The 24288-nt window shown below is 56.4% G+C and carries 20 protein-coding genes; 14 read left to right on the plus strand and 6 right to left on the minus strand.

Features of this window, described 5'->3' with window-relative positions; all coding sequences use genetic code 11:
* Window positions 1-50: 50 nt before the first annotated feature.
* Entirely contained in the window at window positions 51-389 is a 339-nt protein-coding gene (locus HMPREF9238_RS00580; RefSeq protein WP_016443493.1) for an Rv2175c family DNA-binding protein, read from the plus strand.
* A 31-nt stretch (window positions 390-420) separates the two neighbouring features.
* Here the strand turns inward: HMPREF9238_RS00580 and HMPREF9238_RS00585 are convergent, their stop codons facing one another.
* Window positions 421-1515 (minus strand): polyprenyl synthetase family protein, encoded by a 1095-nt coding sequence (locus HMPREF9238_RS00585; RefSeq protein WP_016443494.1) that lies wholly within the window; start codon window positions 1513-1515, stop codon window positions 421-423.
* Between the two features lie 689 nt (window positions 1516-2204).
* Between HMPREF9238_RS00585 and HMPREF9238_RS00590 the strand changes: the two genes are divergently transcribed.
* Window positions 2205-3926, plus strand: coding sequence for an RNA polymerase sigma factor (locus tag HMPREF9238_RS00590; RefSeq protein WP_232217619.1), 1722 nt, complete (start codon window positions 2205-2207; stop codon window positions 3924-3926).
* 107 nt (window positions 3927-4033) lie between these two features.
* Here HMPREF9238_RS00590 and HMPREF9238_RS00595 read toward each other — a convergent pair whose 3' ends face one another.
* Entirely contained in the window at window positions 4034-4246 is a 213-nt protein-coding gene (locus HMPREF9238_RS00595; RefSeq protein WP_040316411.1) for a DUF7455 domain-containing protein, read from the minus strand.
* Between the two features lie 118 nt (window positions 4247-4364).
* Here HMPREF9238_RS00595 and HMPREF9238_RS00600 point away from each other — a divergent pair, with 118 nt between their 5' ends.
* The 3 genes from HMPREF9238_RS00600 to HMPREF9238_RS00610 all read left to right on the plus strand — a co-directional run bounded on the left by HMPREF9238_RS00600 (window position 4365) and on the right by HMPREF9238_RS00610 (window position 8616).
* A complete protein-coding gene (locus tag HMPREF9238_RS00600; RefSeq protein WP_016443497.1) occupies window positions 4365-6485 on the plus strand; it encodes a DNA gyrase/topoisomerase IV subunit B in 2121 nt (706 codons plus the stop codon).
* 88 nt (window positions 6486-6573) lie between these two features.
* Window positions 6574-7593 carry a GNAT family N-acetyltransferase gene (locus HMPREF9238_RS00605; RefSeq protein WP_016443498.1) on the plus strand — a complete coding sequence of 340 codons (1020 nt, stop codon included), beginning with the start codon at window positions 6574-6576 and terminating at the stop codon, window positions 7591-7593.
* 102 nt (window positions 7594-7695) lie between these two features.
* Window positions 7696-8616 (plus strand): GNAT family N-acetyltransferase, encoded by a 921-nt coding sequence (locus HMPREF9238_RS00610; RefSeq protein ID WP_156824355.1) that lies wholly within the window; start codon window positions 7696-7698, stop codon window positions 8614-8616.
* Window positions 8617-8728: 112 nt separating this feature from the next.
* On the opposite strand, the gene HMPREF9238_RS00615 is transcribed toward HMPREF9238_RS00610, so the two are convergent.
* Window positions 8729-11152 carry a DNA gyrase/topoisomerase IV subunit A gene (locus HMPREF9238_RS00615; RefSeq protein WP_040316555.1) on the minus strand — a complete coding sequence of 808 codons (2424 nt, stop codon included), beginning with the start codon at window positions 11150-11152 and terminating at the stop codon, window positions 8729-8731.
* Between the two features lie 59 nt (window positions 11153-11211).
* Between HMPREF9238_RS00615 and HMPREF9238_RS00620 the strand changes: the two genes are divergently transcribed.
* Window positions 11212-12351 carry an alkaline phosphatase family protein gene (locus HMPREF9238_RS00620; protein ID WP_016443501.1) on the plus strand — a complete coding sequence of 380 codons (1140 nt, stop codon included), beginning with the start codon at window positions 11212-11214 and terminating at the stop codon, window positions 12349-12351.
* A gap of 11 nt (window positions 12352-12362) precedes the next feature.
* Here HMPREF9238_RS00620 and sepH read toward each other — a convergent pair whose 3' ends face one another.
* Window positions 12363-13331 (minus strand): septation protein SepH, encoded by a 969-nt coding sequence (sepH, locus tag HMPREF9238_RS00625; RefSeq protein WP_016443502.1) that lies wholly within the window; start codon window positions 13329-13331, stop codon window positions 12363-12365.
* Between the two features lie 175 nt (window positions 13332-13506).
* Here sepH and HMPREF9238_RS00630 point away from each other — a divergent pair, with 175 nt between their 5' ends.
* From HMPREF9238_RS00630 to HMPREF9238_RS00645, 4 genes are read left to right on the plus strand one after another with little or no spacing between them, the layout of a single operon-like run.
* Window positions 13507-13806, plus strand: a complete 300-nt coding sequence (locus HMPREF9238_RS00630; RefSeq protein ID WP_016443503.1) for a DUF4193 domain-containing protein — start codon at window positions 13507-13509, stop codon at window positions 13804-13806.
* A 43-nt stretch (window positions 13807-13849) separates the two neighbouring features.
* A complete protein-coding gene (locus HMPREF9238_RS00635; RefSeq protein ID WP_016443504.1) occupies window positions 13850-14518 on the plus strand; it encodes a DUF3710 domain-containing protein in 669 nt (222 codons plus the stop codon).
* Between the two features lies 1 nt (window position 14519).
* The gene (locus HMPREF9238_RS00640; RefSeq protein ID WP_040316412.1) at window positions 14520-14828 is read left to right on the plus strand and encodes a single stranded DNA-binding domain-containing protein; all 309 of its coding nucleotides are present in this window, start codon (window positions 14520-14522) and stop codon (window positions 14826-14828) included.
* On the plus strand, window positions 14815-15534 hold the full coding sequence (locus HMPREF9238_RS00645) for a DUF3159 domain-containing protein (RefSeq protein WP_232217580.1): 720 nt from the start codon (window positions 14815-14817) through the stop codon (window positions 15532-15534). Before HMPREF9238_RS00640 ends, HMPREF9238_RS00645 begins: the two co-directional genes overlap by 14 nt.
* Before the next feature lie 53 nt (window positions 15535-15587).
* Here HMPREF9238_RS00645 and HMPREF9238_RS00650 read toward each other — a convergent pair whose 3' ends face one another.
* Together HMPREF9238_RS00650 and HMPREF9238_RS00655 are read right to left on the minus strand one after the other, a co-directional pair.
* Window positions 15588-16256, minus strand: a complete 669-nt coding sequence (locus tag HMPREF9238_RS00650; RefSeq protein WP_016443507.1) for a potassium channel family protein — start codon at window positions 16254-16256, stop codon at window positions 15588-15590.
* Entirely contained in the window at window positions 16257-16922 is a 666-nt protein-coding gene (locus tag HMPREF9238_RS00655; protein WP_198009451.1) for a potassium channel family protein, read from the minus strand.
* Between the two features lie 53 nt (window positions 16923-16975).
* On the opposite strand from HMPREF9238_RS00655, the gene HMPREF9238_RS00660 reads away from it, so the two are divergent.
* From HMPREF9238_RS00660 to HMPREF9238_RS00675, 4 genes are all read left to right on the plus strand, one after another.
* Window positions 16976-18820, plus strand: coding sequence for a hypothetical protein (locus tag HMPREF9238_RS00660; RefSeq protein WP_016443509.1), 1845 nt, complete (start codon window positions 16976-16978; stop codon window positions 18818-18820).
* Between the two features lie 9 nt (window positions 18821-18829).
* Window positions 18830-20107, plus strand: a complete 1278-nt coding sequence (locus HMPREF9238_RS00665; RefSeq protein ID WP_016443510.1) for a class I SAM-dependent RNA methyltransferase — start codon at window positions 18830-18832, stop codon at window positions 20105-20107.
* A gap of 81 nt (window positions 20108-20188) precedes the next feature.
* Window positions 20189-21157 carry a D-2-hydroxyacid dehydrogenase gene (locus tag HMPREF9238_RS00670; RefSeq protein WP_016443511.1) on the plus strand — a complete coding sequence of 323 codons (969 nt, stop codon included), beginning with the start codon at window positions 20189-20191 and terminating at the stop codon, window positions 21155-21157.
* A 195-nt stretch (window positions 21158-21352) separates the two neighbouring features.
* Window positions 21353-24193 carry an aconitate hydratase gene (locus HMPREF9238_RS00675; RefSeq protein WP_051109799.1) on the plus strand — a complete coding sequence of 947 codons (2841 nt, stop codon included), beginning with the start codon at window positions 21353-21355 and terminating at the stop codon, window positions 24191-24193.
* Window positions 24194-24288: the final 95 nt, after the last annotated feature.

Raw genomic sequence — 24288 nt, forward strand, 5'->3', positions numbered from 1 at the left:
GCGGGGGTGTGCCTCCAACAAGGCGCCAGATTTACTTTAAACTCATAAGCATGATCGAACTCTTGTCACAGCGCGAAGCGGCCACAATGCTGGGCGTAACTCCCGCGCGTATCAAGCAACTTTGGGCCGAAAATGAGCTTTTGAAGGTAGTAGAAGACAGCAAACCTATGGTGCCGGCTCTTTGCATCGCATATGGGGAAGGGCAGCCACGCCCACTCAAGGCGCTTCACGGCACGATGCTGATGCTGTTAGACGCTGGGTTTAGCCACGATGAGGCCACCGAGTGGATTCTTTCTCGCCACGATGATCTGGACGAGACCCCGCTGGAGCTACTGGCGCAAAATCGCGTGCGTGAGGTACGCAACGCGATCTTGCCTCTGGCTTTCTAGATTCTGTAACTAGTAGGTACTAGACACGGGGCTAGAAGTCACGACTTAGAAGTATCTTCCCAAACTGGGCGAGGGTGGCCTCCCGCTTCTCGTCCAGTTTTAGTTCCCGCATGTATTTGCGGCCTTCCGCAGCCAGGTTAGCGATAGCCTGCTCGTGCTCGAGTCGCGCACCAGAAGAATCAATAATTTCTACGAGGCGAGCGAGCTTCTCATCGGACAGGCTCGGATCTCCCAGTGCGTCCTCCAGAAAATCCCGATCCGCTCCGGTTGTTCGTGCCAACGCCATCGTGATGAGGATCGTGCGCTTGCCCTCACGAATGTCGGATCCGGTGGGCTTGCCCGTAACTGTCTCGTCACCAAAAACGCCGATCTCATCGTCGCGCATTTGGAATGCGACGCCCCACGCGCGGCCTACTTTTTCCAGCGTCTCAATGAACTGCGGGTCCGGGTTCTGTAGCAGGGCGCCCAGAACCAGGGGTCTCATAACGGAGTAGTGTCCGGACTTTAATGCGATGACGTCGTAGACGTAGCGGCGCAGTGCCTGCGGGTCAGACAGCGGATGTCTTTCAGTGAGGACATCCAAGTACTGGCCCCAAGCAACCTCGGCGGTGATTTGAGCCATGTAGCTAGAGATGCGGTGTGCGGTTTTGGCGTCCAGGTCTTTAAGACTGTGCTCAGTTGCCAGGTGATTTAGCGACAACAATAGGTCACCAACCAAGATTGCTACCGGCCCGGCTACCCCCTCGTCAATCTCGCGCGCCGCCTGCACGTGAACAGAAGGGATCCCGCGTCTAGTTGGCGCATTATCGATGAAGTCGTCGTGCACGAGGGCAGAACTTTGGTAAAGCTCGAGGGCAGCTCCAAGGTTCATTGCGGTTTCACTATGACCTATGTCTTCACCTCCTGCGATGAAGTTGCCTATGGAAACCCCCAGGCCGCGTAGCGCCTTGCCTGATCCCACGTAGGAGCGGGCGAACGATAAGAAACGATCAAGCTCGGGATGGGGAGCCAGGGTGGCTGCAAAAGCGTTAAAGAAATCCAGAGCCTTGTGGTTCATTACCGGCGCAAACAGGGCGTGGTTAAATGCGGGCTTCGTGGCACTCGCGGCGTTTCGATCCGTTTCCATACTCTAAACATACCGAATCAAAGTGGCCGTGCCGTAGCAACAGTTTGCCGAGGCGATTCACTACCTCAATTGGGCGAAAAATACAAGACCTGATTATAATTGGTTTTAGTTTCGTCTCTCACGATCGTTCATAGTCCGGCCAAGTGGCGCAACCTCGCGCCTATTGAAGAGTGAGAACACTTCACTGCTCCCGTGGAAAGGAAAACTTCGTGGCAGTTTCTAAAGCCTCTAAGACTAATTCTAAGACCGCAGGATCCACCACTAGCGAAGTTGAGGCAGCCGAAGCTACTAAAACGAAAGTAGCAAAAAAGCCTGCCGTGAGGAAGAAGCCAGCCGCCAAGGCCACTACCACTGCCAAGAAGGGCGCAACGAAAACGGCAACTACGAAGAAGGCCGCAACCACTAAGAAGACCGTAGCTACGAAGAAGACGGCGGCTACGAAAACTGAGGTGGATAGCCGCGCGGACACCGCTAAGCAGGTTGCAAAGACTCCCGCGAAGAAAACGACAACCAGGAAAGCTCCGGCAAAGAAAACTGCTTCTAAACCTGCGGCGAGGGTAGAGGAAACTGCGGCGGCGGAAGAAAAACCAAAGACTGCGCGTAAGGCTGCTACTAAGACTACTCGTAAGCCGGCGGCTAAGACGGCTACCAAGACCGTCTCGAAAGCCGCTACCAAGACGGATGAGACCGTGGCAGTGGAAGAAAAACCAAAGACTGCGCGTAAGGCTGCTACCAAGACTACTCGTAAGCCGGCGGCCAAGACGGCTACCAAGACCGTCTCGAAAGCCGCTACCAAGACGGATGAGACCGTGGCAGTGGAAGAAAAACCAAAGACTGCGCGTAAGGCTGCTACTAAGACTACTCGTAAGCCGGCGGCCAAGACGGCTACCAAGACCGTCTCGAAAGCCGCTACCAAGACGGATGAGACCGTGGCAGTGGAAGAAAAACCAAAGACTGCGCGTAAGGCTGCTACCAAGACTACTCGTAAGCCGGCGGCCAAGACGGCTACCAAGACGGCCACAGATGCGGGTGAAGCAGAAGCGGAGAAAACGAGCGCTAAGGCCAAGAAGGCTACCCCGGCGAAGAAGACCACTAAGCGTACAACGGCTCGAAAGGCGGCAGAAAAGCCGGCGGAAGAGCTGGAAAATAAAGACGAAAAGCTTGAAGACGAGGCCACAGATATCGACGAGGACGCTCCCGATACCTTTGATGACGAGGACGTAGATGACGACCTCGATCTCGACCTCGACTCAGCTGATTCAGCTGAATCCGGCGAGCTTTCTGACGATGATGACGAAGACGATGAAGATGAGGACGAGAGCGACGCCGAGGACGACGAAAAAGACGACGATAAGGATGACCCAGATTCGGCCGGCTCGGGTAAGCGTCGTTCGCGCCGAAAGAAGAGCGAGGATAAGCAGACCGAGAAGGTTGGCGGTTTCGTTGTCTCGGACTCGGATGATCGCGACGAGCCGGCGCAGAAGGTAACTGTCGCCGGTGCGACGGCTGACCCGGTTAAGGACTACCTGAAGCAGATCGGTAAGGTTGCACTCCTAAACGCAGAAGAAGAAGTCGATCTGGCCCGAAGGGTTGAAGCCGGCCTGTATGCCGAGCAAAAGATCTTGCGCGAGGGTGACGAAATGCCGTCCAAGCTTCGCCGTGAACTACAGATCTTGGTGCACGACGGTCAGCTTGCAAAGAACCACCTGCTGGAGGCAAACCTTCGTCTAGTAGTCTCCCTGGCTAAGCGATACACGGGCCGTGGCATGCTGTTCCTAGATTTGATTCAGGAAGGCAACCTGGGCCTCATTCGCGCGGTAGAGAAGTTTGACTACTCGAAGGGCTACAAGTTTTCCACGTACGCAACGTGGTGGATTCGTCAGGCGATTACTCGCGCAATGGCAGACCAGGCCCGCACCATCCGTATTCCGGTGCACATGGTTGAGGTGATTAATAAGCTTGCGCGCGTCCAACGGCAAATGCTGCAGGACTTGGGCCGCGAGCCCACTCCCGAGGAGCTTGCGGAAGAACTCGACATGACCCCGGAAAAGGTCGTGGAAGTTCAAAAGTATGGTCGCGAACCGATTTCGCTCCACACTCCCCTGGGCGAGGATGGTGACTCGGAGTTTGGCGACCTGATTGAGGACTCCGAAGCGATTGTGCCAACCGACGCGGTTGCGTTCACGCTCTTGCAAGAACAGCTCCACCGCGTGCTCGACACGCTGTCAGAGCGTGAGGCCGGCGTTGTATCGATGCGTTTTGGTCTTGGCGACGGTCAGCCGAAGACTTTGGATGAGATCGGCAAGGTGTATGGAGTTACGCGCGAGCGTATTCGCCAGATCGAGTCGAAGACCATGTCGAAGCTACGTCACCCCTCGCGGTCGCAGGTGCTCCGCGACTACCTTGACTAAGTTCAAGCAGTTTAATATGTGCGGCCGGTGCGCCCTGCCTCACACGTGAAAAGGGAGCGACTCATTGCGAGTCGCTCCCTTTTAGGACAGTAATATGCCGAGTCTGGCTAGTTCACCGAGGTGTATAGCTGGTCGGTGAAGTCGCGAACCTCGACTGCTGTTTTAGAGTAGGAGTCACGTAGCTTTCGCGAGTGGTGACCGCAGAACATTAGGGTGCCTGACTCCATTACGACCTCAACAAATGCCTGTGCACCACAGAGGTCACAGCGGTCAGCGACTTTAAGTCCGGTACTTTCAGTAATGTTCGATTCGTATGTCATGCTTCCATTGTTGCAGTGCGCGAGCGGCAAGTCCTGTTTTGGCATTCGTTTTCGCGATCAGCTTAAGAAGGCCGCGTGGGAATGTTAGTTTGGCCGGATTTTCGCCTAACATGTTTGCGTGGCTAGTAAGACTAAAACCCAATCGAAGGCGTCAGAGTACACGGCAAGGCACCTTTCCGTACTGGAAGGCCTGGAGGCGGTTCGTAAACGTCCAGGCATGTACATAGGTTCAACGGATTCGCGCGGCCTTATGCACTGCCTGTGGGAGATCATTGACAACGCGGTAGATGAGGCGCTTGAGGGGTATTGCGACCACATTACCGTTACGCTCCACCCGGACTATTCGGTGTCAATCAGTGACAATGGGCGCGGTATTCCAGTTGATGAAGTGAAAGGCGTGGGCCTTTCCGGCGTTGAGGTTGTATTCACGAAGCTACATGCCGGAGGTAAGTTTGGTGGCGGTTCGTACGGGTCTGCGGGCGGTCTACACGGCGTTGGCGCGTCCGTAGTGAACGCTTTGTCCGCCCGTTTGGACGTGCAGGTAGATAGGGCGGGAAAGACTTACCAGATGTCATTCCTGCGCGGTGAGCCGGGCCGGTTTGATGATTCCAAGGATCGTACTCCAAACTCTGCGTTCACTCCGTTTGTGGATGCGTCCCAGCTGGACGTGGTGGGCAAGGCCGCTCGAGGTAAGTCGGGCACTCGCGTGCGTTTTTGGGCTGATTTCCAGATTTTCCCAAAAAATGAAGGATTTGACTTCGAGCAGCTACTTGGTCGAGCCCGCCAAACAACATTCTTGGTTCCAGGCCTGGCTATCACATGTATCGATGAGCGCGGTGACGAGGTTATCGAAGAAACGCTCCAGTTTGACGGCGGAGTTGTTGACTTCGTCGATTTCCTTGCGGTTGATGGACCTGTTACAGAGACGATGCACATAACCGGAGAGGGCGTTTACAACGAGACTGTACAGCGCTTGAACGAAGGCGGGCACCTGCAACCAGTTGATATTGAACGCACCTGCAACGTTGATATTGCGCTTCGGTGGGGCGTTGGTTATGACACGACGCAGCGTTCGTTTGTGAATATCATTGCCACTCCAAAGGGGGGCACGCACGTCCAGGGATTCGAAGCCGCGTTGCTCAAGGTGATTCGTGACCAGGTGGATAAGAATCAGCGGCGTTACAAGGTGACAAAGAAGGATGGGCGCATTGAGAAGGATGACATCCTGGCCGGTATGACCGCGGTTGTCACCGTGCGTTTCCCAGAGCCTCAGTTTGAAGGACAGACTAAGGAAGTACTTGGCACTCCGCAGGTTCGTCAGGTTGTTAACAAGGTTGTGAGCGACTACTTCCAAACCCGTTTCAAGTCCAGTAAGCGCGACGTGAAGCAAACCAATGATGCTCTTATAGAGAAGATCGTGGGCGAGATGAAGGCCCGCGTTTCAGCGCGTGTACACAAAGAGATATCGCGTCGTAAGAACGCTCTTGAAACGTCATCGTTGCCCGCAAAACTTGCCGATTGTCGCTCAAACGATGTGGATTCTTCCGAATTGTTCATTGTTGAGGGCGATTCGGCTCTTGGTACCGCAAAGTTTGCACGTAATTCCGAGCATCAGGCGCTGTTTCCGATTCGCGGCAAGATTCTAAACGTACAGAAGAAATCCACTGCTGACATGCTCGCAAACGCGGAGTGCGCGGCGATCATTCAGGTGATTGGAGCCGGTTCGGGCAGAACGTTTGACCTCTCGGCCGCGAGGTATGGCAAGGTCGTTTTGATGACGGATGCTGACGTGGACGGTGCGCACATCAGAACGCTACTGCTAACTCTGTTCTTCCGATACATGAGGCCGCTGGTCGAGGCCGGGCGCGTTTATGCGGCTGTGCCCCCGCTGCATCGCATTGATGTTCCGAAACAGGGACGCAAAAAGGCGGAGGTCATTTACACCTACTCCGAGGAGCAGTTGCACCGCGAACTGGCAAAACTGCACCGTTCGGGTCGCAACTATAAGGAGCCGATTCAGCGGTATAAGGGTCTGGGCGAGATGGACGCGGATCAGCTGGCTGAAACCACCATGGATCCCGCACACCGTACCCTGCGTCGCATCACACTTGCCGATGAAGCTGCGCTCCTTGAGGCCGAGAAGGTTTTTGAACTTCTGATGGGATCGGAAGTAGCTCCACGCCGCAGTTTTATCGTTGCGGGAGCGAACGACTTCGACCGCGAAAAGATTGATGCGTAGGGTATTTCGCGTCTTTAGCTGGTGCTTGCTGCAGGTAAAACTTTGGTGCTGATTGGGTGGGGGTGAGCCTCTCCTTTAGAATGTCATTATGTCCGCAACTTTGGCCAAAAGAACAGCGCCTCTTATCGGCGCAACCTACCCGCCCTCTAGTTTGGGTCTGGAGTGGTTCGAAATTGAGCCACGTGATGGCTATGACGCTGCCCGTCAGGTGCACAAGTGCGAGTTTTTTGATTCCACCTTATTCTCCACCAGTGAAGATCGCATTGCAGACCTGCTGGTGACAGGTGAAGGCAAAGATGTGATTGTTGGCCGTGACGATCACGGCAAGATCCAAGCCGTAGCCGTTGTCGAAGTCCTTCCCCCCGATGGGGAAGTGGTAAGAGTTGAGATTTCTAGCGAAGTCCACCCAGATTTTCGCGGACGAGGCATCGGCCAAGCCATTTTGGAATGGCAGAAGGCTCGCGCAGCCCAGCTCCTGTTAGAAGCGTACGGTCCGGATTGCGAGCTCCCGGCTCAGATCGCCACGAATGTTGATGGGCACCTGCAACACCGGGTTGCGGTACTGGAGGATGCGGGCTTCAAAAAGCAACGCCAGTTCCAAGTCATGTACCGCAATTTGGAGGGAGAGGAACCTACGGTAGATGAGCCTCGGGGCGGCTACACGGTGGTTCCGTGGATTGCAGAGCTCGAATCTCAGATTAAGGCTTTGCATCTGCGCGCCTTTGCGGATCACTGGGGGAGCAGCGCGGACGCCACGAAATGGTGGGATGACGCGATTGCGTCCATCGAAAAGCGCTGGTCTTTTGTGGCAATTTCACCCACTGGTGAGGTTTGTGGATACATTCTCGTTGTACGTCACCCCGCCAGGTGGCTACACACGGGGATGAGTGAAGCCTACGCGGAACTTCTTGGTGTTGATCCACAAACGCGAGGCGTCGGCCTCGCCCGTGCGCTGATCACTAAGGCCACGAAAGCCGCACATGACTCGGGTATGCAACGCCTGGGACTAGATGTGGATATGGATAATCCGCACGGGGCTCACAGTTTTTACGAGCGGCTTGGATTTGAGGCTGTAGGCAACTACTTTGTTTATAGTCTCGATTTTTAGTCACGTGGTATGAGATAGAAAGGATCCGTTATTCTAGCGTCCCTACCCGCGACTCCCGCGATGCTCCCGCCCGGTCAAGAGTGCTCGTGGCGTTTCCTTGACGTGCGTGATTCACGTATGCTTGCTGACCTCCAGCATCGCATCGAAAAGTCTGATAACCTTCCGTACCGCACTTCCGAAGAAGAAATAGCGGAACTGTTCAGCTATTCGGATGAGTTTTTTGCCATCGGTGGTTTCATTGACGATAAGTTACGCGTCTACGGTTATATCCGCCTGTTTGATGACGAGCCGGTAGTAGCTTCCTGTCGCGGCGGGGTAGATCCTAAGTTTCGCGGTATCGGTTTTGGGCGTGTGCTCGTTGAATGGCATACGCAAACTGCAACGGCTGCTTTGCTTGCTATGGGCGGGGAGTCCAAGCAAATCCTCTTTAACGTTGAAGAAGGTCACCGCGTCCTCGAGGAATATCTGCTGGAATACGGGTATGAGTGGAATCGCTCCTACTTTGACATGCGGGCGGCTCTGGATAAGGAACCAGAATTTGTAGAAGTAGACCCATTTATAACCATCGTCCCGTGGGAAAGCGTTGATGAGGACAAAATCGATCATGCGATGGATCTCATAACACGCGGTGAGGGAGGCCGAGGTGAGACCTACAAATGGAACGGCGAAGATCGTGCGGGATTCATTCCCGAATGGTCTTTCGTGGCCCTCTCGCGCGCCACTGATCGCGAGGCGATTGCGGGTCTGATTATGGCGTCAAAGTACTTTCAAGATTGGTCTGTGCTGGGCTGGCGTGAAGGAACTATCGACATGCTTGCCGTGCTCCCGGACTTCAAAGATCAAACCATTGCTCCCGCCCTCATATCCGCATCGATGCGCGCGCAGAAAAATGCGGGGATGGATGCCGTCCTTGCGGGACTGTCATCTCTGTCATCTCCCTCGATGATGTCGGTGTATGATTCATTGGGATTTGCCACTGTAGCAACCTCGCGAGTGTACACGCTTGCGGTAACCGAAGAGTAGTTGCGGGCAACCTCTCCGTATTTGCGGAAAACTCACCGAATGGGTTGAAAGCGCCGAGGCGAAAATCATCCTCCGCGCTTTCGTGTACTACGTCATCTTTGGACGCTAGCCGTTATGACAGCGACACGATGGGTTTCTTCACCGGCGTGCCAGAACCGTCACGGCGCTCATCCGCCTCGGGCAATTCAATGGGGGATCCGGTAGCGGAAGCACCAATCGCGGTGCCCGGACACACTCGAGCCAGCGCGAGAGTGTCTTCGCCCTTCAAGAAGCGGTGGCAACGCACGCCCCGGGTGGCGCGGCCCTTCTCGGGGAATACCTCGCCCCTGGTAACCTTTAGCGAGGTTTGTGTCGGGTAAAGCATGCCGTCATCTGCAGCCGCCACGGTTACAACTTCGGCCGCGTCCAAATCCATGAACGCTGCCTCTATGACGCTAGCACCGTCGGCTAGCTTCATGCCTGCCACGCCTCCTGCAACCCGGCCTTGCGGGCGAATCTTGCCGGCCGGTGTGCGCAGAAGCTGCGCGTTGGAAGCGATGAACACAACGTCTGCTTCGTCGGGACAAGGGGCGACGAACAACACTTCATCCCCGTCGGAAAGGCTCATAACTTCAAACTCGTCGGACTTGGCAAACTCGGGTCGCATGCGTTTAATGACGCCTTGCTTAGTGACAATGCCGGTGATCGCTTCACCTTCAAGGTCAATGAGGCCGCGTGGCTCAATATCACGGCCCAATAGGTGGCTGGCGGACACGGCGGCGGCAAATGAAGCGTTTGCGGCCGTGCGGGGTACTGCGGGCAGATCAACCACGTGGAGGCGGTGGGCAAGTCCCGCGCTGTCCACCACGGCTACCTCCCCGCGTGTGGTGGTGGGGATCGCCACACGGTACGTGTCGGACACGGCTCTCGCATCGGTCTTTTCCAGGGGCTCATTTCCCTCCACGCGAATGAGGCCGCCATCTGGAGTTAGCACCGCGGTTGTGGGCCCGTCCGGAATTTCTAACGGCATGGCGCTCTTCGCGCTGGCGGCTACTTGTGCGACGTCGGCCGACAGTAGCATGGTGCGGCGCGGGGTGGACAGTCGCTTGGATACTTCCAAAAGCTCGTCTTTCACCACATTGCGAAGTGTCTTTGCCGAACCCAAGATCTCATCGAGTCCGCGAATTTCGGCCTCCAACTCGGCCTTCTCAGTTTCCAGTTCTATACGCGAGAACTTGGTGAGTCGGCGCAGGCGTAGTGACAGGATATGGTCGGCTTGGATCTCATCCAGTTCGAACGCCAGCATGAGGCGACTGCGGGCCTCATCGACGTCGTCGGAGGAACGAATGATGGCAATCACGTCGTCGATGTCGAGGATTGCAACGAGTAGGCCCTCAACCAGGTGGAGGCGGTCCATCGCCTTTTGCCGGCGGAATTGAGACCGGCGGCGCACCACTTGGTAGCGGTGGTCGAGGTACACCTCAAGCATCTCTTTGAGGCCCAGGGTTTGCGGACGGCCATCGACTAGGGCCACGGCGTTCACGGAGAACGAATCCTCGAGCGGCGTAAGCCGGTACAGCTGCTCCATCACAGCCTCGGGATTGAACCCGTTCTTGATTTCAATAACCAGGCGCACGCCATGGTGGCGATCCGTCAGGTTTGTGACGTTAGAGATTCCCTGGAGGCGCTTTGCGTTCACCTGATCTTTGATGCGTTCTATAACGCGCTCTGGGCCAACCATGTAGGGCAGTTCGGTGACAACTAGGCCGCGCTTGCGGGGAGTCACTCGCTCCACGTTCATCTTGGCGCGAACTTTGAATGATCCGCGGCCGGTGGTGTAGGCCTCTTCGATGCCTTCCTGTCCGATAATGATGCCGCCCTCGGGAAAATCCGGACCGGGCACGAATCGCATGAGGTCAAGAACGGTGGCATCCGGGTTGTCAATCAGGTGCGTGGTTGCGGCGATGACCTCACCGAGGTTGTGCGGAGCAATGTTTGTAGCCATGCCCACCGCAATGCCGGATGCGCCATTGACCAAAAGGTTTGGGAATCCTGCTGGCAAAACATCGGGCTGGGTCAGACGGTTGTCGTAGTTTGGTACGAAGTCAACGGTGTCTTCATGCAGGTCTTTTACCATGTCGAGGGCGGCCGGTGCGAGGCGAGCCTCCGTGTACCTTGCGGCAGCCGGGCCGTCATCTAGCGAGCCGAAGTTGCCATGCCCGTCAACGAGGGGAACGCGTAGGTTGAAGTCTTGTGCGAGACGCACGAGGGCATCGTAGATTGCCGCATCACCGTGCGGGTGGAGCTTACCCATCACCTCGCCGACAACGCTTTGCGACTTAACGTGGCCACGTTCGGGGCGCAGCCCCATTTCAGACATTTGGTAGAGGATACGGCGCTGCACGGGCTTCGCGCCATCACGTGCGTCCGGAAGTGCGCGAGCGTAGATTACGGAGTAGGCGTATTCGAGGAAGGATCCTCGCATTTCGCTAGAGACATCGATCTCTACAATATGTTCGTCTACGCTGGTATCAACCGTTTTTGGCATAACTCTCATTGTGTCAAAAAGTTTGCACAACTGAAATTTAAGCGAGGGCATGTCTGTTGGAAGCGGCTATGAGTTTGCACAAAGCGCAGGTTATGCGCGCCTCGCACCCGTCTATCTGCGATATTTTGCCGGTTGTTTTTGGCGCGTGGGGAGTGAGCGGGCCGGCACCTCGGTCCGAAAAGAATCGCGACCGCCTTACAAATTATCTGCAACTGGAACCGGGCCAGCAAACCCTCGTGGTGTTGATCGACGGTTTTGGATTTGAGCTTGTAGCAAACCATTTTCCTTACACGCCGTTTTTGCGCTCGAGAAAAGCCGACATGCTCCGGGCGTGCACCGTTCTGCCCTCAACCACCGCCGCAGCTATTTCGTCTTTCGCAACCGGCCTTAGGCCCGGACAAACGAACATGGTGGGCTGGTCCGTTAAGGACAGTGGCCAGGTAACTACGCTTCTTACCTTCGAAAACGCGAGTGTTCCCCCTGAAGAATGGCAATCTAACCCCACCATGTTTGAGGTCGCGAGCCGAGCGGGCGTAAGTTCTGCAGCGATCATGCCGCAGCGGTTTGCCGGATCAGGGTTAACTATGGCGGCCCTGCGCGGGGCGTGCCCGGTTGGTGCTGAGACCCTTGACGAGCGAATAGACGCGGCAATGCAACAGCTAAGGGAGGGCACGGCCATGGTCTACCTGTATTGGTCTGACCTCGATCACGTGGGGCACGGCTACGGCACGAATTGCGACAAGTGGGTCGGCGAACTTGAGATGGTGGATGCGGCGCTGGCGCGCATAAATAGGGAACTGCCAAAAGGCGTGTGCGCGCTTGTGACGGGCGATCACGGGATGGTTAACACGCGGACGGAAAGGCGCATCGACGTGGCGCAAAACCCGCAGTTGCAGCAGGACTTAGAACTGATTGCGGGCGAGGGCAGGGCCGTGCACATCCACGCCGCAAACAATCCCGACGAGGTGGTCCGCCGCTGGAAGGAAGAGCTGGGCGAGCGCGCCACCATCGCGTGCGGTAACGAAGTGGTGGAACTGCTCGGCGGGGAGAGCGGAGCACGGCTCACGGGCGATGCCATCGCGTTCATGCACGATGACTGGGTAGTAGTGGACTCACGCACTCAGTCACAGACGATGATTAACCTGGTTGGCGTACACGGCTCATTCAGCGCCACAGAGCTCACCATTCCGATTCTGCGCTTCGATTAGTTAGTGCGTGACTAACTGCTACGTGTTCCAAAAACGATCTCGTCCCAGGAGGGAACGGAGCGGCGTTTGGCATTGCGAGAGTTCTTCTTCGCTTCCGGTTCTTGAACTTCGAGTTTTTCAAAGCCGGGTAGCGCATCACTGTCTTCGCTTACGGCCGGTTTAGTCTGGAGCGGTTCGGGCTCGCGAGTGGGCTCGTCGGCCTCATCCTTGCTACCTGACTCGACGGGCTTAGGGAAGCGCAGCAGGGAAGGCTTTTGCGCGCTCTCAGCCTTATCTTGGGGTTTAACCTCCCGGCGCCGTCCTCGTTTTGAAGCTAAATCGTCAAGAATCTTCTCCACATCGTCCGGCGAGGCTGCCTCTCCCGGCGTATTGGTGAGAGCTTCCCCCTCCGGTAGGTTCGCCACGTTGGCCGCTGCGGGTGTGGTCGTTTCCGTGAGCCAACGGGCTTCTTCGTCGAGAGCGTATATGAGGGCGCCGCGGTTGGACACCTGCCAAGAGGCGCGGCGCTCGGTGGCAGCCTGCACGAACGTTAGGTGTAGCTCCCACGGGCTATCGCCTTCACGAAGTGCAGTCCAAGACAAGGAGTGGGCATCAACACCGCGCGTTGCCAGCCTATCGATTACGAGGTCACCCAGCTGCGGGGCGCCGGCCTCGCCGCCAACAGGAGCGGCCAATGCGGAAGACACGATGTAGTTGCGTTCGGTGACCACGGGCGCGAGGAAACGGTTGATTCGGTCAATGTCGATCTCATAGTTCGCCGCGATCTCGGCGGCTGGCATCCCCGCGCGCAAAAGTTGTTGGATTTCACGAGGACGCAGGTTGGATCCGGTTTTAGGAAACGACTCGAGCTTTAGCTCACCGCGCCTGATTGCGGCCTTGAGCGCGTCATCCACGACAATCATGTAACGTTCGCCGTCTTTGTCGGTAAAAACCAACTGCGAACCATCCCCATGCGGGCCTAAAAGTTCCAGCTCGATCATCAATCCTCCGTCCCTAGTATGAAGCATGGCACCTAAGTGGCCCTCATCGTGCTACATTATGCGCGTGTCGCCTGTCGGTTGCGTTCATTGGTCAAATCAATGCTAATATCCCCGCGCGGCATTAATATGCAGTAACAGCTGTCATGTCCACCCAGACGAGTATGAAGAGGTAACCATGGCTACAGATTACGATGCGCCTCGTAAGAACGATGATGATGTTTCGGAGGACTCTCTAGAAGAACTAAAGAGCCGTCATAAAGACCAGGGCTCGAATGTGGTTGATGAGGATGAGAACGAGGTTGCGGAAGACTTCGAACTACCGGGCGCAGATCTTTCTAACGAAGAACTCACAGTTCGGGTAGTTCCCCGTCAAGATGACGAGTTCACCTGCTCGGAGTGCTTCTTGGTTCACCACATTTCCCAGCTCGCCTACGAGCAGGACGGTCTGCCTGTCTGCACCGAGTGCGCGGAGTAGACTAGCCAGGCGGTAGGGTTTTAATCGTAGTAGGTGAAATTTAGTGGCCTTTTTCAAACGCAAGAAGAAAGCCCAAGGCGTGGCGTCAGCCAGCACAAATGAGCTGAGCGTAGATGAAGCGCCTGCGGTAGCAGACGGCGAGCAGGCGCCCGACTATGGGCCGTTCGACATTAGTCAGCGTGACGTTTCCAAGGGCTACGTTGATCTGGGGCCACTAAAGTTCCCCGCTATTGCGGGAATCCAAATCCAGCCCGTGTTCTCGCCGGACAAAACTATTTTGCGCATGAACGCGGTGATTGGTAACTCCGTCATGCAGATGATGGTGATTGCGAATCCGAAGTCCGGTGGTGCAGCCCAGGAGGTGCTACGCGCCACGAAGGAAGCGCTGGAACAGCAGGGTGCCAAGGTTGAGGTACGCGAAGGTCCATGGGGCGAAGAATTGGTTGCGCACACGGTGGTGAAGACCCAAGATGGGCGCGATGCTATTGCTCCCACCAGGATTTTCGCTATTGAAGGAAACCGTTGGGCCCTACGCATAGACCTTGCCGGGGCGGCGCTGTCCGATGAGAAAGCGTGGGATCCCGTTGCGGCGGTCATATCCAGCCTCGTTGTTGAACGCGATGGTGCACCGCGAGCGCCGCTTTCGGTAATTCCCTTCACGCTGCCAGCCGAGCTTACGGCGGGTGACCAACCGCAGGATGACAGCCAGTAGTTTGACTCTTCCAACGCGACTAATCGATCAGCCGCGCACTGATATCGCGGCGCTGAAACCGCGGATGCGCGCGGTAGTTTCAGGGCGGGTAGTTGCTATTACGTACCCGATTGAAGGCTCATCTATGATACTTCGGGCTCATCTGAAAGATGAGACGGGCACGCTTATTGTTGCCTGGCCGGGTAGGCGGGAGATTCCGGGTGTTCACGTGGGCGCCCGCATGGTGGTGGAGGGCAACGTGATGTATCAGTCCTCGGAGCAACTTCTGTGGAATCCGCATTTCCAAATCCTGGAGGATGATGATGGTTGATTCGATCGATCAGGCCGGGTCGGAGCCGGGAGACAAAGGCAAATCTTTAGCGAGTCAACTTAATGCTGATCAGTTCGATGCGTGGCAGGCTGTTGGGGGAGTGCGCGGCGCAATCGAGTCGGTGCTTCCCGTATTGGTGTTTGTGGTCGCTTACGTGATCACTATGGATCTGAAATGGCCACTGATTTTAGCCGGTGGTATTTCCGCAGTGCTGATTTTGGTTCGACTTGTGAGCCGTCAGCCGATTACCTATTCACTTTCAGGCTTTTTTGGTGTTGCAATAGGCGTTGTGTGGGCCCTGTGGTCTGGGCGAGGGGAGAACTTCTTTGCTTTTGGCATTATCGCTTCGGCAGTGTACGGGCTAGCCGTTATGGTGGCTAACCTGGCGCGCTTCCCGGTGGTTTCAATGGCACTAAGTCCGGTTTGGCAGCTCAAATGGAAATGGTGGCGAAATCCGGGCGTTCTTGCGCGCCTGGCGCGCGTGTCGCGAAACCTTTCGTGGTTGTGGTTTGGCCTGTTTGCCGTGCGCTTCTTTGTGCAGATCCTGCTGTGGCTCGGGGGGCAGGTTGCGGTGCTAGGTACGGCAAAGCTGATCCTGGGTCTGCCCCTATTCCTTCTCGTCGCCTGGGTAACTTGGGCCCAGCTACGCCCCTTTAGCAGCGTTGTTCATGAAACGCTTGCGGGCGATGATCCTGACTCTAACTAGATTAGGAGCCAGTGTCGTAAAATTTGGCTGGGGTGGATCCCATTAGCGGTTACTTATTTGGAGCCGAAGACGTGCTCAACGTCTTGACTCAGTGACTTTGCAAACGAGGATAGCATCAGAACCACTTCGTCTCCGGCGGCAAGTTCAAACTCATCATCGTCGTCAACGGGCGTGTCATCGCGTAGCACTGTGAGCACACGCGCGTCGGAAGGTAGCCCCAACTGGGTGATCTTCTTCCCGCTTGCGCGTGAATCAGCGGGTAGCGTTATGGCATAGATTGCGGTGCCAGCCTCGTGGAACTGGAAAAGGCGCACCAGGGCACCAACGCTCACGGCTTCTTCAACGAGGGCAGTCATGACGCGCGGCGTGGATACAGGCACGTCAACACCCCACGTTGAGTTGAACATCCACTCGTTTTTCGGATTATTCACGCGCGCGACGACGCGGGGAACTCCGAATTCGGTTTTGGCAAGCAGGGAGATCACGAGGTTGGCCTTGTCATCCCCGGTAGCGGCAACCATCACATCACAATTGCCCACGTTTGCAGCCTCGAGGGCTTCGGGCGAGCAGGCATCTGCCAGGATCCAATCTGCCTCGGCCACAGTGGCAACCCGCATCTGGTCAGGCAGACGATCAATGAGGGTAACTTCGTGTTTCTTGAGTAGAAGTTCGCGAGCGATGGAGCGCCCAACCGAACCTGCTCCGGCGATTACGATAAGCATTCAGGCTCCCACTGCTGGATCATTAGCAAGGATTTCGCGAATCTTAGTCTCTTGCGCCAGCGAAATCGCGAAGTAAAGTTCGTCATTTTCTTGCACGATTAGATCATCGGTAGCAACATCCATATGACCTTGGCGAGAGACGAATACAACGGGGTATTCGGTGAGCTGACGAACCACGGCAAAACTCAGCCCGTACCAACCTGATGCGGGCCGGGCGCAAACGAGGGCAACATCTCCGGTAGGGTGCGTCCACACCCGGTTCACGTCCGGGGGCATCATCCAAGACAGAACGGCTTCGGTGGTGCGTCGAACCGTCGCAATGGTGGGGATCCCGAGTCTTTCGTAGACCTCGGCGCGAGTGGGATCGTAGATTCGGGCCACAACGCGTTCAACTTTGAACGTCTCGCGCACCACTCGGGCCGAAATAATGTTCGAGTTATCCCCGTTAGATACTGCAGCAAAGGCGTAGGCATCTTCAATACCGGCTTGCCTCAGCGTGTCGCGGTCAAAGCCGACGCCCGTTACGCGCCGGCCAGAAAAGTTAGCGGGCAGGCGACGAAAAGCCTCGGGATTTTGGTCGATGACGGCCACCGAGTGGCCTCTTTGATCTAAAAGCGTGGCGAGCGTTGTTCCTACCCGCCCGGCTCCCATGACAACAAAGTGCATCTAATAAAACTATCAAGAACGCGCTCGCTTCGTGTGCCTGTAGAGTTGGGGACATGACATCAACGAGCGTGGGCAGGGCGAGCGCAAAGGGCGGAGCATATCCGCTGGCGCGAGTATCCGCATTCCTCGCTTCGGCCTCGCTACTGGTTTTGATCCCCATTTGGCAACCCGATGCGCTCCTGCACGTCCTTTCGCCGCTGGGCTATCTCGACGCCTCGATCGCGGCATGGCTCACAGTGTTTGCGGTGCCCCTCATCGCACTTATCACGATTTCTGACATTCCGGTACTACTGGCCCGGCGCAGGTACGTAGGTGACTTTGCCGGTGTTGACGATTCACTAGGCACCCGGATGTCCACCCTCACGGCGGCGGCGCAACTTTCTGAATACATCGCTACGTTCGCCATCGCGGGTGCTTCAATCAGCTTCTTGCTCGGATCCATGTGGCCAGTGCTCATGCCGACGCGCACCCCGATCGCAATATGCGCCGTTGTTGCCATTGCAATGTTTCAGACATTTCAAGTAGCACCGCGCGCAACCCGGGGCGGGGCAACGATCGTGGTATTCAGCTTCCTGCTACTTCTGTTTCTGACCGCCGGCATGATCGGGTCATCACCCTACTTTTCGCAAACGTCCTCAGCGGACTTGGCGATGGTCACGGGCGAGGTTGGAAATCGCTCGCCGTTTGCGCTTGGAATCGCACCAGCCCTTGGCCTTGGCCTCGGCGTAGTGCTCGCCCCCGCCCTCCTCATGCGGCACTTGACGGCAGACCTGTCCTACTTTTCCTACCCGCATGTTAAACATGCCGGTATTGCCAAGATCTCGGTGAGCCTCGCCGCCTCTATGACGGCAATGCTGACCATGCTGAATATCCGCGACGTCGATTCTGCGCGCTTCATTGGACGGCGCAACACGTTTTACGCGGCCCTGCGAACCGTGGGCGTGCAAGAGTGGTTCTTGCTCATCACCACGGTTGTTTTGATTATTGCTGCGATCGCTTCAGCAAGGACAGTGCTGCACAGTGCAGACAAACTGAGCGCCGAACTTGCAAACTTCCACCTTCTACCCGTCCACCTCATGAACGATCCAACGAGGCTGGCCTTTACCCCCTTCGTTTTCACCCTGGGAGCTACAGGACTGTTACTGGTGAGCTCAGCACAGTTCCGCATCCTCGTGCCAATGCTTGCCGTGTCAGGATTCCTGTCACTTAGCCTCACCAGGTGGTCAATCGTGAAGTTTTGGAACACGAAATTGAAACACGAAGGGCACTTCCCAGAGAGGAATAAAATGAGACGCGCACGTCTGATGGCACTAGGCGGCCTCGTAATCAGTGTGGTCGTGCTCGTGTTAGTAGTAGCCTCCGGCATGCTCGAGGGCGCCTGGGTAGTGGCGGGTCTCATCCTGCTGCTGTACGTCGTGCTCTACACTGTGCGCCGCCACTACCTGAACTACGGCGTGGGCGCTGGTGAAACCACTACCGAAGACCCAATCACGCCCGGACGCGTACACTACATGATCATCGCGCAAAGCATGGGGCCCGCCCTCACGCGCGCAACCAAGTGGATTAAATCTACCAGGCCGTATTCAATCGAACTCATCCACGTAGACACCGGCGGCAGTGACAATGAGGAAGCACTGAAAAAGTGGCGCGAAGAAAACCTGGGCGCAAACCTGACCATCCTCGATGCCGGCCCATCCCGCCCAACCGAGGCGATCATTGAACACGTGCGTCGAACCCGGGCAGCGCACCCGAACCGACTCGTAAACGTGGTGTTACCTCATGTAGTGTTCAAAACCGCGCTCCTTGGGCACTTGCACAACACGGAAATGAAACACCTCGAAAAGACACTCCTAGACGAACCCGGCGTACTGGTAACAATCGTGCCCTGGGCAGATTAAGGAAACATAATGCACCCCAACGGCGAAAGTTCGGACATCAGCAAACAGGTGAGGGCACTGCGCCCCGCCCACGGAGGCACATGTTTTAGCCTCGTGGACGGCCGGCCCCTGTTCATCTCTGGAACAATCCCGGGTGAGCTCGTAGACGTGCGCGTGGACAGCCGCCGCTCCAAAGTCTCCTACGGTAGTGCCATTAATATATTGGAACCATCCGCACACCGCGTGCCTCATATTTGGACCGAGGCGCAAGCAAAGGGTGTTGGCGGCGCCGACCTTGGACACGTTGGCCTCGACTATCAGCGCGAATGGAAAACGGAAGTTATCAAAGACCAGTTGGCGCGGGTTGGGGGAGCAAGCACTCTCCAGCGGGTGGGAGACGCTGTGGGAGAAGACGCCCTGCGAGTACGTCCGGCTAGTGATCCTCGCGCCCTTAACTGGCGCACCCGCGTTGACTTTGAGGTATCGCCTGCCGGACGTCTCGCGATGAAGAAAGAAACCTCCAACGAGCTGGTCGAAATTGAAACCATGCCGCTGGCCGTGGAGTCCATCCTCGAACTTGGTATCCTTTTGGACTCCCCATGGAAACAATACCTGCGCCCCGGCAAGAAAGTACGCATCGTTGCCCCCAACCACGGCGGACGCCGGGTTGTAATCGGCAACCAGGTATTCAACGCCGCCAACCGGCGTGTAACCGACCGGGCAGATTGGGAAGTGCGCGCTCGCGGCACGGTTGAGAAGTTCTCGGTGGCTGCCTCGGGTTTTTGGCAGGCACACGTGTCTGCGCCCGCCGACCTGGTGGAGCTCGTGCTTGACGGTGCGCGCGTCCAAGAGGGTGACGCCGTGATTGAGCTTTACGCCGGGGCGGGCCTGTTCACCAAGTTCCTGGGCCGCGAGCTTGGGCCGCGCGGAGCTATTGTCTCAATCGAAGGATCGAAGGAGGCCGTTGGGTTCGCGAGGCAAAACTTGCGCGGAGTCGAGGTCGATCGTGACTTGCGTTTTGGGCGAGTGAACTCGAAGTCCATCATGCGCGCGTGGTCCGACCTGGGGGAGAGGCCATATGCCATTGTGCTTGATCCTCCTCGTAGCGGTGCCGGCCAGGACGTTATCAATGCGATCGCCGCCGTGGGGTCGAGCCGGGTTGTGCTGGTGTCTTGCGACCCGGCAGCGGGCGCGCGCGACCTCGCCGGCCTCTTCGACGCGGGCTATCAGCTGGAATCGTTCAATGCTCTAGACCTGTTCCCACAAACTCACCACGTAGAGATGGTTTCTGTGCTGACTCGAAAGTAGCCTCGCACCAAACTAGTTCGAGCCATGCGTTTGGTATGGCTGTAGTGTGGAATTAAGCGTTTACGAACGGGAGGAACAGCGATGATTGCAGTAACGGACAGCGGCGGCTTTGTGAAAATCGATGCTGACCAGATCGACCAGGCTATGCGCCGGGAGTTTGGAGATACAGAAACGTGGAAGGTCTACTCCGATTTTGATTCGATGCTTCCCGATAAAGAAAACATCGAAATCATCTTGAACAACGCGCCCTTGAACCCAGCAAAACTAGATCAGTTCCAGAACTTGCGTTGGGTATTTTCCTATTCTGCAGGCATCGATCGGTATCCGCTTCGCGAACTTTCTAAGATGGGCGTAGTTTTGACCAACACCTCCGGCGTGCAAGCAAAGCCCATCGCAGAACAGGTTTTTGGCGCAATGATCATGTTCTCACGAAACCTCATAACCGCTTTCCAAAACCAAGCGGCAAGGGCCTGGGATCAGACGATTCCGGTTAGTGAACTAGCCGATCAGAACCTCTTGGTCGTTGGAGCCGGGGCAATTGGGCGCGAAATTGCTCGCAAGGCAAAAGCTTTCGACATGCACGTTACAGGGATCCGAAATCACCTCACCGATGAGCTCCCGACACACTTCGACGCCATGTTCACCATGAATTCGTTGGAAAGCCTCATACCACAAGCGCACTACGTCGTAAGCGTACTTCCCTCCACCGAAGCCACGCGGGGCCTGTTTGATATTTCCAAGTTTGAGCTAATGAATCCCGAAGCTGTTTTCATAAACGTCGGACGCGGTGACCTCACCGTTGAAGGCGACCTCATTTGCGCGCTGCGGGAAAAAACAATAAAGGGCGCCTACCTGGATGTGTTCGCTACAGAGCCGGTTCCGAAAGATTCGCCACTTTGGGACTTGGACAATCTATTGATGACTCCGCACAACTCCGGCCCGAGTCAACACTATTTCAAGCGCGCGTTCGCGATTTTCGTGCAAAACCTTCGCCGCTATCGCCGCGGTGAGCCACTCATCAACCAGATAAACTACGAGCTCAAATACTAATCAGCAGCGAACCGTCGTTGCCGCGCTATTTAACGAAACCTCTCGTAGCGAAAAGTATGCGACCAAGGACGGTTCTTTTTGCGTGAAAATCGCATAATCTCGGGCCTGTTATCTGAAACACAGCGAAAAGCGCGCCAACCAACGAAAATATTGAGTGAAAGTGTTAGCATTAAGTATCTTGACATCGAGATATTGATGTTGGAGAGCAAGTCTCATATTTCACGAGGAGATGACGTGACCAGCCTAGACAGTTTCAAGTCCCGCGCGGATCTTGATGTAGATGGTAAGTCTTACGAAATTTACCGGCTCGACGCTGTGCCGGGAGCATCGAAGCTACCGTATGCTCTGAAGGTTTTGGTAGAAAACCTTCTTCGTACCGAAGACGGTGCGAACACCACTAAAGAACACATTGAGGCCCTGGTTAACTGGGATCCTTCGGCCGATCCGGACACGGAAATCCAGTTCACCCCAGCACGCGTAGTACTTCAAGACTTCACGGGTGTGCCCTGCGTGGTGGACCTTGCAACCATGCGTGAGGCCGTAGCTGACCTGGGCGGTGACCCGAACAAGATCAACCCGTTGAACCCGGCTGAACTCGTGATAGACCACTCGGTACAGATCGACTCGTTCGGCACGCAAAGTGCATTTGCTCGTAACGTCGAGCTGGAATATCAGCGTAACGGCGAACGCTACCAGTTCTTGCGTTGGGGCCAGGACGCGTTTGAAAACTTCCGTGTGGTTCCACCGGGTACGGGCATTGTCCACCAGGTGAATATCGAATACCTCGCTCGTACCGTGTTCACCAAGGAAGAAGACGGCAAGACCATTGCCTACCCGGACACTTGCGTGGGTACCGACTCGCACACCACGATGGTGAACGGCTTGGGAGTGCTCGGCTGGGGTGTTGGCGGTATTGAGGCTGAGGCCGCGATGCTCGGCCAGCCTGTTTCGATGCTGATCCCAAAGGTTGTGGGCTTCAAGCTGTCGGGCGAGATTCCCTCGGGTGCAACCGCCACCGACGTCGTCCTCACCATCACGCAGATGCTGCGTGAACACGGTGTGGTAGGCAAGTTCGTTGAGTTTTACGGCGAAGGCGTTGCCGCAGTGCCGCTGGCCAACCGAGCAACGATTGGTAACATGTCGCCAGAGTTTGGCTCTACCGCCGCGATCTTCCCAATTGACGATGTCACCCTCGACTACCTGCGCCTCACCGGCCGCGACGAGTCCCTCATCCGCCTTGTCGAGGTGTACGCCAAAGAACAGGGCCTGTGGCACGATCCGTCGCGCGAAGCGAGGTACTCCGAATACCTTGAGCTCGATCTTTCCACGGTTGTCCCATCCATTGCCGGCCCGAAACGCCCGCAGGACCGCATCGAACTATCTGAAGCCAAGGAATCCTTCGCCGGCACGCTCCCGGACTACATTTCGGGTAAGGGCCTGGAGCCCACCAGTCTCGACAAGGCTCTTGCAGATTCCATGGGAACTTCTGACCCGGTTAAATTTGGTAGCCAAGAAGATGCCGTTCCGCCGAGCGAGCCAAAGCTTGCTGATGAGCGTCCTCACCACAGGGCGGGCATCACGCTTACGGATGGCACCGAGACTGTGCTCGACCACGGTGATGTTGTAATCGCCTCAATCACCTCGTGCACCAACACGTCCAACCCCTCCGTCATGATGGCCGCCGCTTTGCTTGCGAAGAACGCGGTAGAGAAGGGCTTGAAGAGCAAGCCTTGGGTCAAGACTTCGATGGCGCCCGGTTCACAGGTTGTCACCAACTACTACGAGAAGACCGGAATGTGGCCGTACTTGAACGAGCTGGGATTCAACCTGGTTGGTTACGGCTGTACCACGTGTATCGGTAACTCCGGACCGCTACCCGACGAAGTATCGGCAGTAGTGAATGAGGAGGACCTGACGGTTGTGTCGGTACTCTCGGGTAACCGCAACTTCGAAGGCCGTATTAACCCCGACGTCAAGATGAACTACCTGGCCTCGCCGCCGCTCGTAATCGCCTACGCGCTGGCCGGAACCATGGATTTCGACTTTGAAACAGAGCCGCTTGGCCAAGATCAGGCCGGCAATGACGTGTTCCTGCGCGACATCTGGCCCGATCCGAAGCTGGTACAGGAAACGATCGACGCGACGATTGACCGCGAAATGTTCCTACACGACTATGCTGACGTGTTCAAGGGTGACGAGAAGTGGCGCGCCCTTGAAACGCCGGACGGCGCAACGTTCGACTGGGCGGAAGACTCCACTTACATTCGCAAAGCCCCGTTCTTCGAGGGCATGACGATGGAACCGGATCCGGTCAAGGACGTGAAGGGCGCGCGCGTACTGCTGAAGCTCGGTGACTCGGTAACTACCGACCACATTTCGCCAGCAGGCTCGTTCCGTGCTGACACGCCGGCCGGTAAGTACCTGGTTGACAACGGTGTGGAGCGCCGCGACTTCAACTCCTACGGTTCTCGGCGCGGCAACCACGAAGTAATGATTCGTGGCACGTTTGCCAACATCCGCATTAAGAATCAGTTGCTTGACGATGTTGAAGGTGGCTACACCCGCGACTTCACGGCTCCCGGCGGGCCGCAGTCCACCGTGTACGAGGCTGCACAGAACTACCGCGAAGCCGGCGTTCCACTCGTGGTACTCGGCGGCAAGGAATACGGCTCCGGATCGTCTCGTGACTGGGCTGCTAAGGGCACCAGCCTGCTGGGCGTAAAGGCAGTTATTACCGAATCCTTCGAGCGCATTCACCGCTCTAACCTGATCGGTATGGGCGTGATGCCGCTACAGTTCCCGGCTGGGGAAACTGCTGATTCGCTTGGCCTTGATGGCACCGAAGTCTTTGACATTGAAGGTATTGAGGCGCTGAACGAGGGCGTAACACCGAAGACCGTTAAGGTACGCGCTACCAAGGAAAACGGTGACACGATTGAGTTCGACGCGGTTGTCCGCATCGACACACCGGGTGAAGCGGACTACTACCGCAATGGTGGCATCTTGCAGTACGTGCTTCGTGAACTCGTAAAGTAAACACGCACTAAGCGGGCGGGGTCTAGCAACTGGCCTCGCTCGCTTATGTATGCGCGGGTCGAAACCACGCAGACTCCGTATTACTCACGCACGTT

Origin of the sequence: Gleimia europaea ACS-120-V-Col10b, assembly GCF_000411155.1 — a bacterium.
GTDB lineage: Bacteria > Actinomycetota > Actinomycetes > Actinomycetales > Actinomycetaceae > Gleimia > Gleimia europaea_B.

Bases quoted from the DNA above. Each gene is read 5' to 3' on its own strand.
- HMPREF9238_RS00585 (WP_016443494.1), bottom strand. From the start codon at position 1,515: ATGGAAACGGATCGAAACGCCGCGAGTGCCACGAAGCCCGCATTTAAC.
- HMPREF9238_RS00660 (WP_016443509.1), top strand. From the start codon at position 16,976: ATGACATCAACGAGCGTGGGCAGGGCGAGCGCAAAGGGCGGAGCATAT.
- HMPREF9238_RS00580 (WP_016443493.1), top strand. From the start codon at position 51: ATGATCGAACTCTTGTCACAGCGCGAAGCGGCCACAATGCTGGGCGTA.
- HMPREF9238_RS00615 (WP_040316555.1), bottom strand. From the start codon at position 11,152: ATGAGAGTTATGCCAAAAACGGTTGATACCAGCGTAGACGAACATATT.
- sepH (WP_016443502.1), bottom strand. From the start codon at position 13,331: ATGATCGAGCTGGAACTTTTAGGCCCGCATGGGGATGGTTCGCAGTTG.
- HMPREF9238_RS00670 (WP_016443511.1), top strand. From the start codon at position 20,189: ATGATTGCAGTAACGGACAGCGGCGGCTTTGTGAAAATCGATGCTGAC.
- HMPREF9238_RS00645 (WP_232217580.1), top strand. From the start codon at position 14,815: ATGATGATGGTTGATTCGATCGATCAGGCCGGGTCGGAGCCGGGAGAC.
- HMPREF9238_RS00655 (WP_198009451.1), bottom strand. From the start codon at position 16,922: ATGCACTTTGTTGTCATGGGAGCCGGGCGGGTAGGAACAACGCTCGCC.
- HMPREF9238_RS00620 (WP_016443501.1), top strand. From the start codon at position 11,212: ATGAGTTTGCACAAAGCGCAGGTTATGCGCGCCTCGCACCCGTCTATC.
- HMPREF9238_RS00650 (WP_016443507.1), bottom strand. From the start codon at position 16,256: ATGCTTATCGTAATCGCCGGAGCAGGTTCGGTTGGGCGCTCCATCGCT.
- HMPREF9238_RS00630 (WP_016443503.1), top strand. From the start codon at position 13,507: ATGGCTACAGATTACGATGCGCCTCGTAAGAACGATGATGATGTTTCG.
- HMPREF9238_RS00665 (WP_016443510.1), top strand. From the start codon at position 18,830: ATGCACCCCAACGGCGAAAGTTCGGACATCAGCAAACAGGTGAGGGCA.
- HMPREF9238_RS00675 (WP_051109799.1), top strand. From the start codon at position 21,353: ATGTTGGAGAGCAAGTCTCATATTTCACGAGGAGATGACGTGACCAGC.
- HMPREF9238_RS00605 (WP_016443498.1), top strand. From the start codon at position 6,574: ATGTCCGCAACTTTGGCCAAAAGAACAGCGCCTCTTATCGGCGCAACC.
- HMPREF9238_RS00595 (WP_040316411.1), bottom strand. From the start codon at position 4,246: ATGACATACGAATCGAACATTACTGAAAGTACCGGACTTAAAGTCGCT.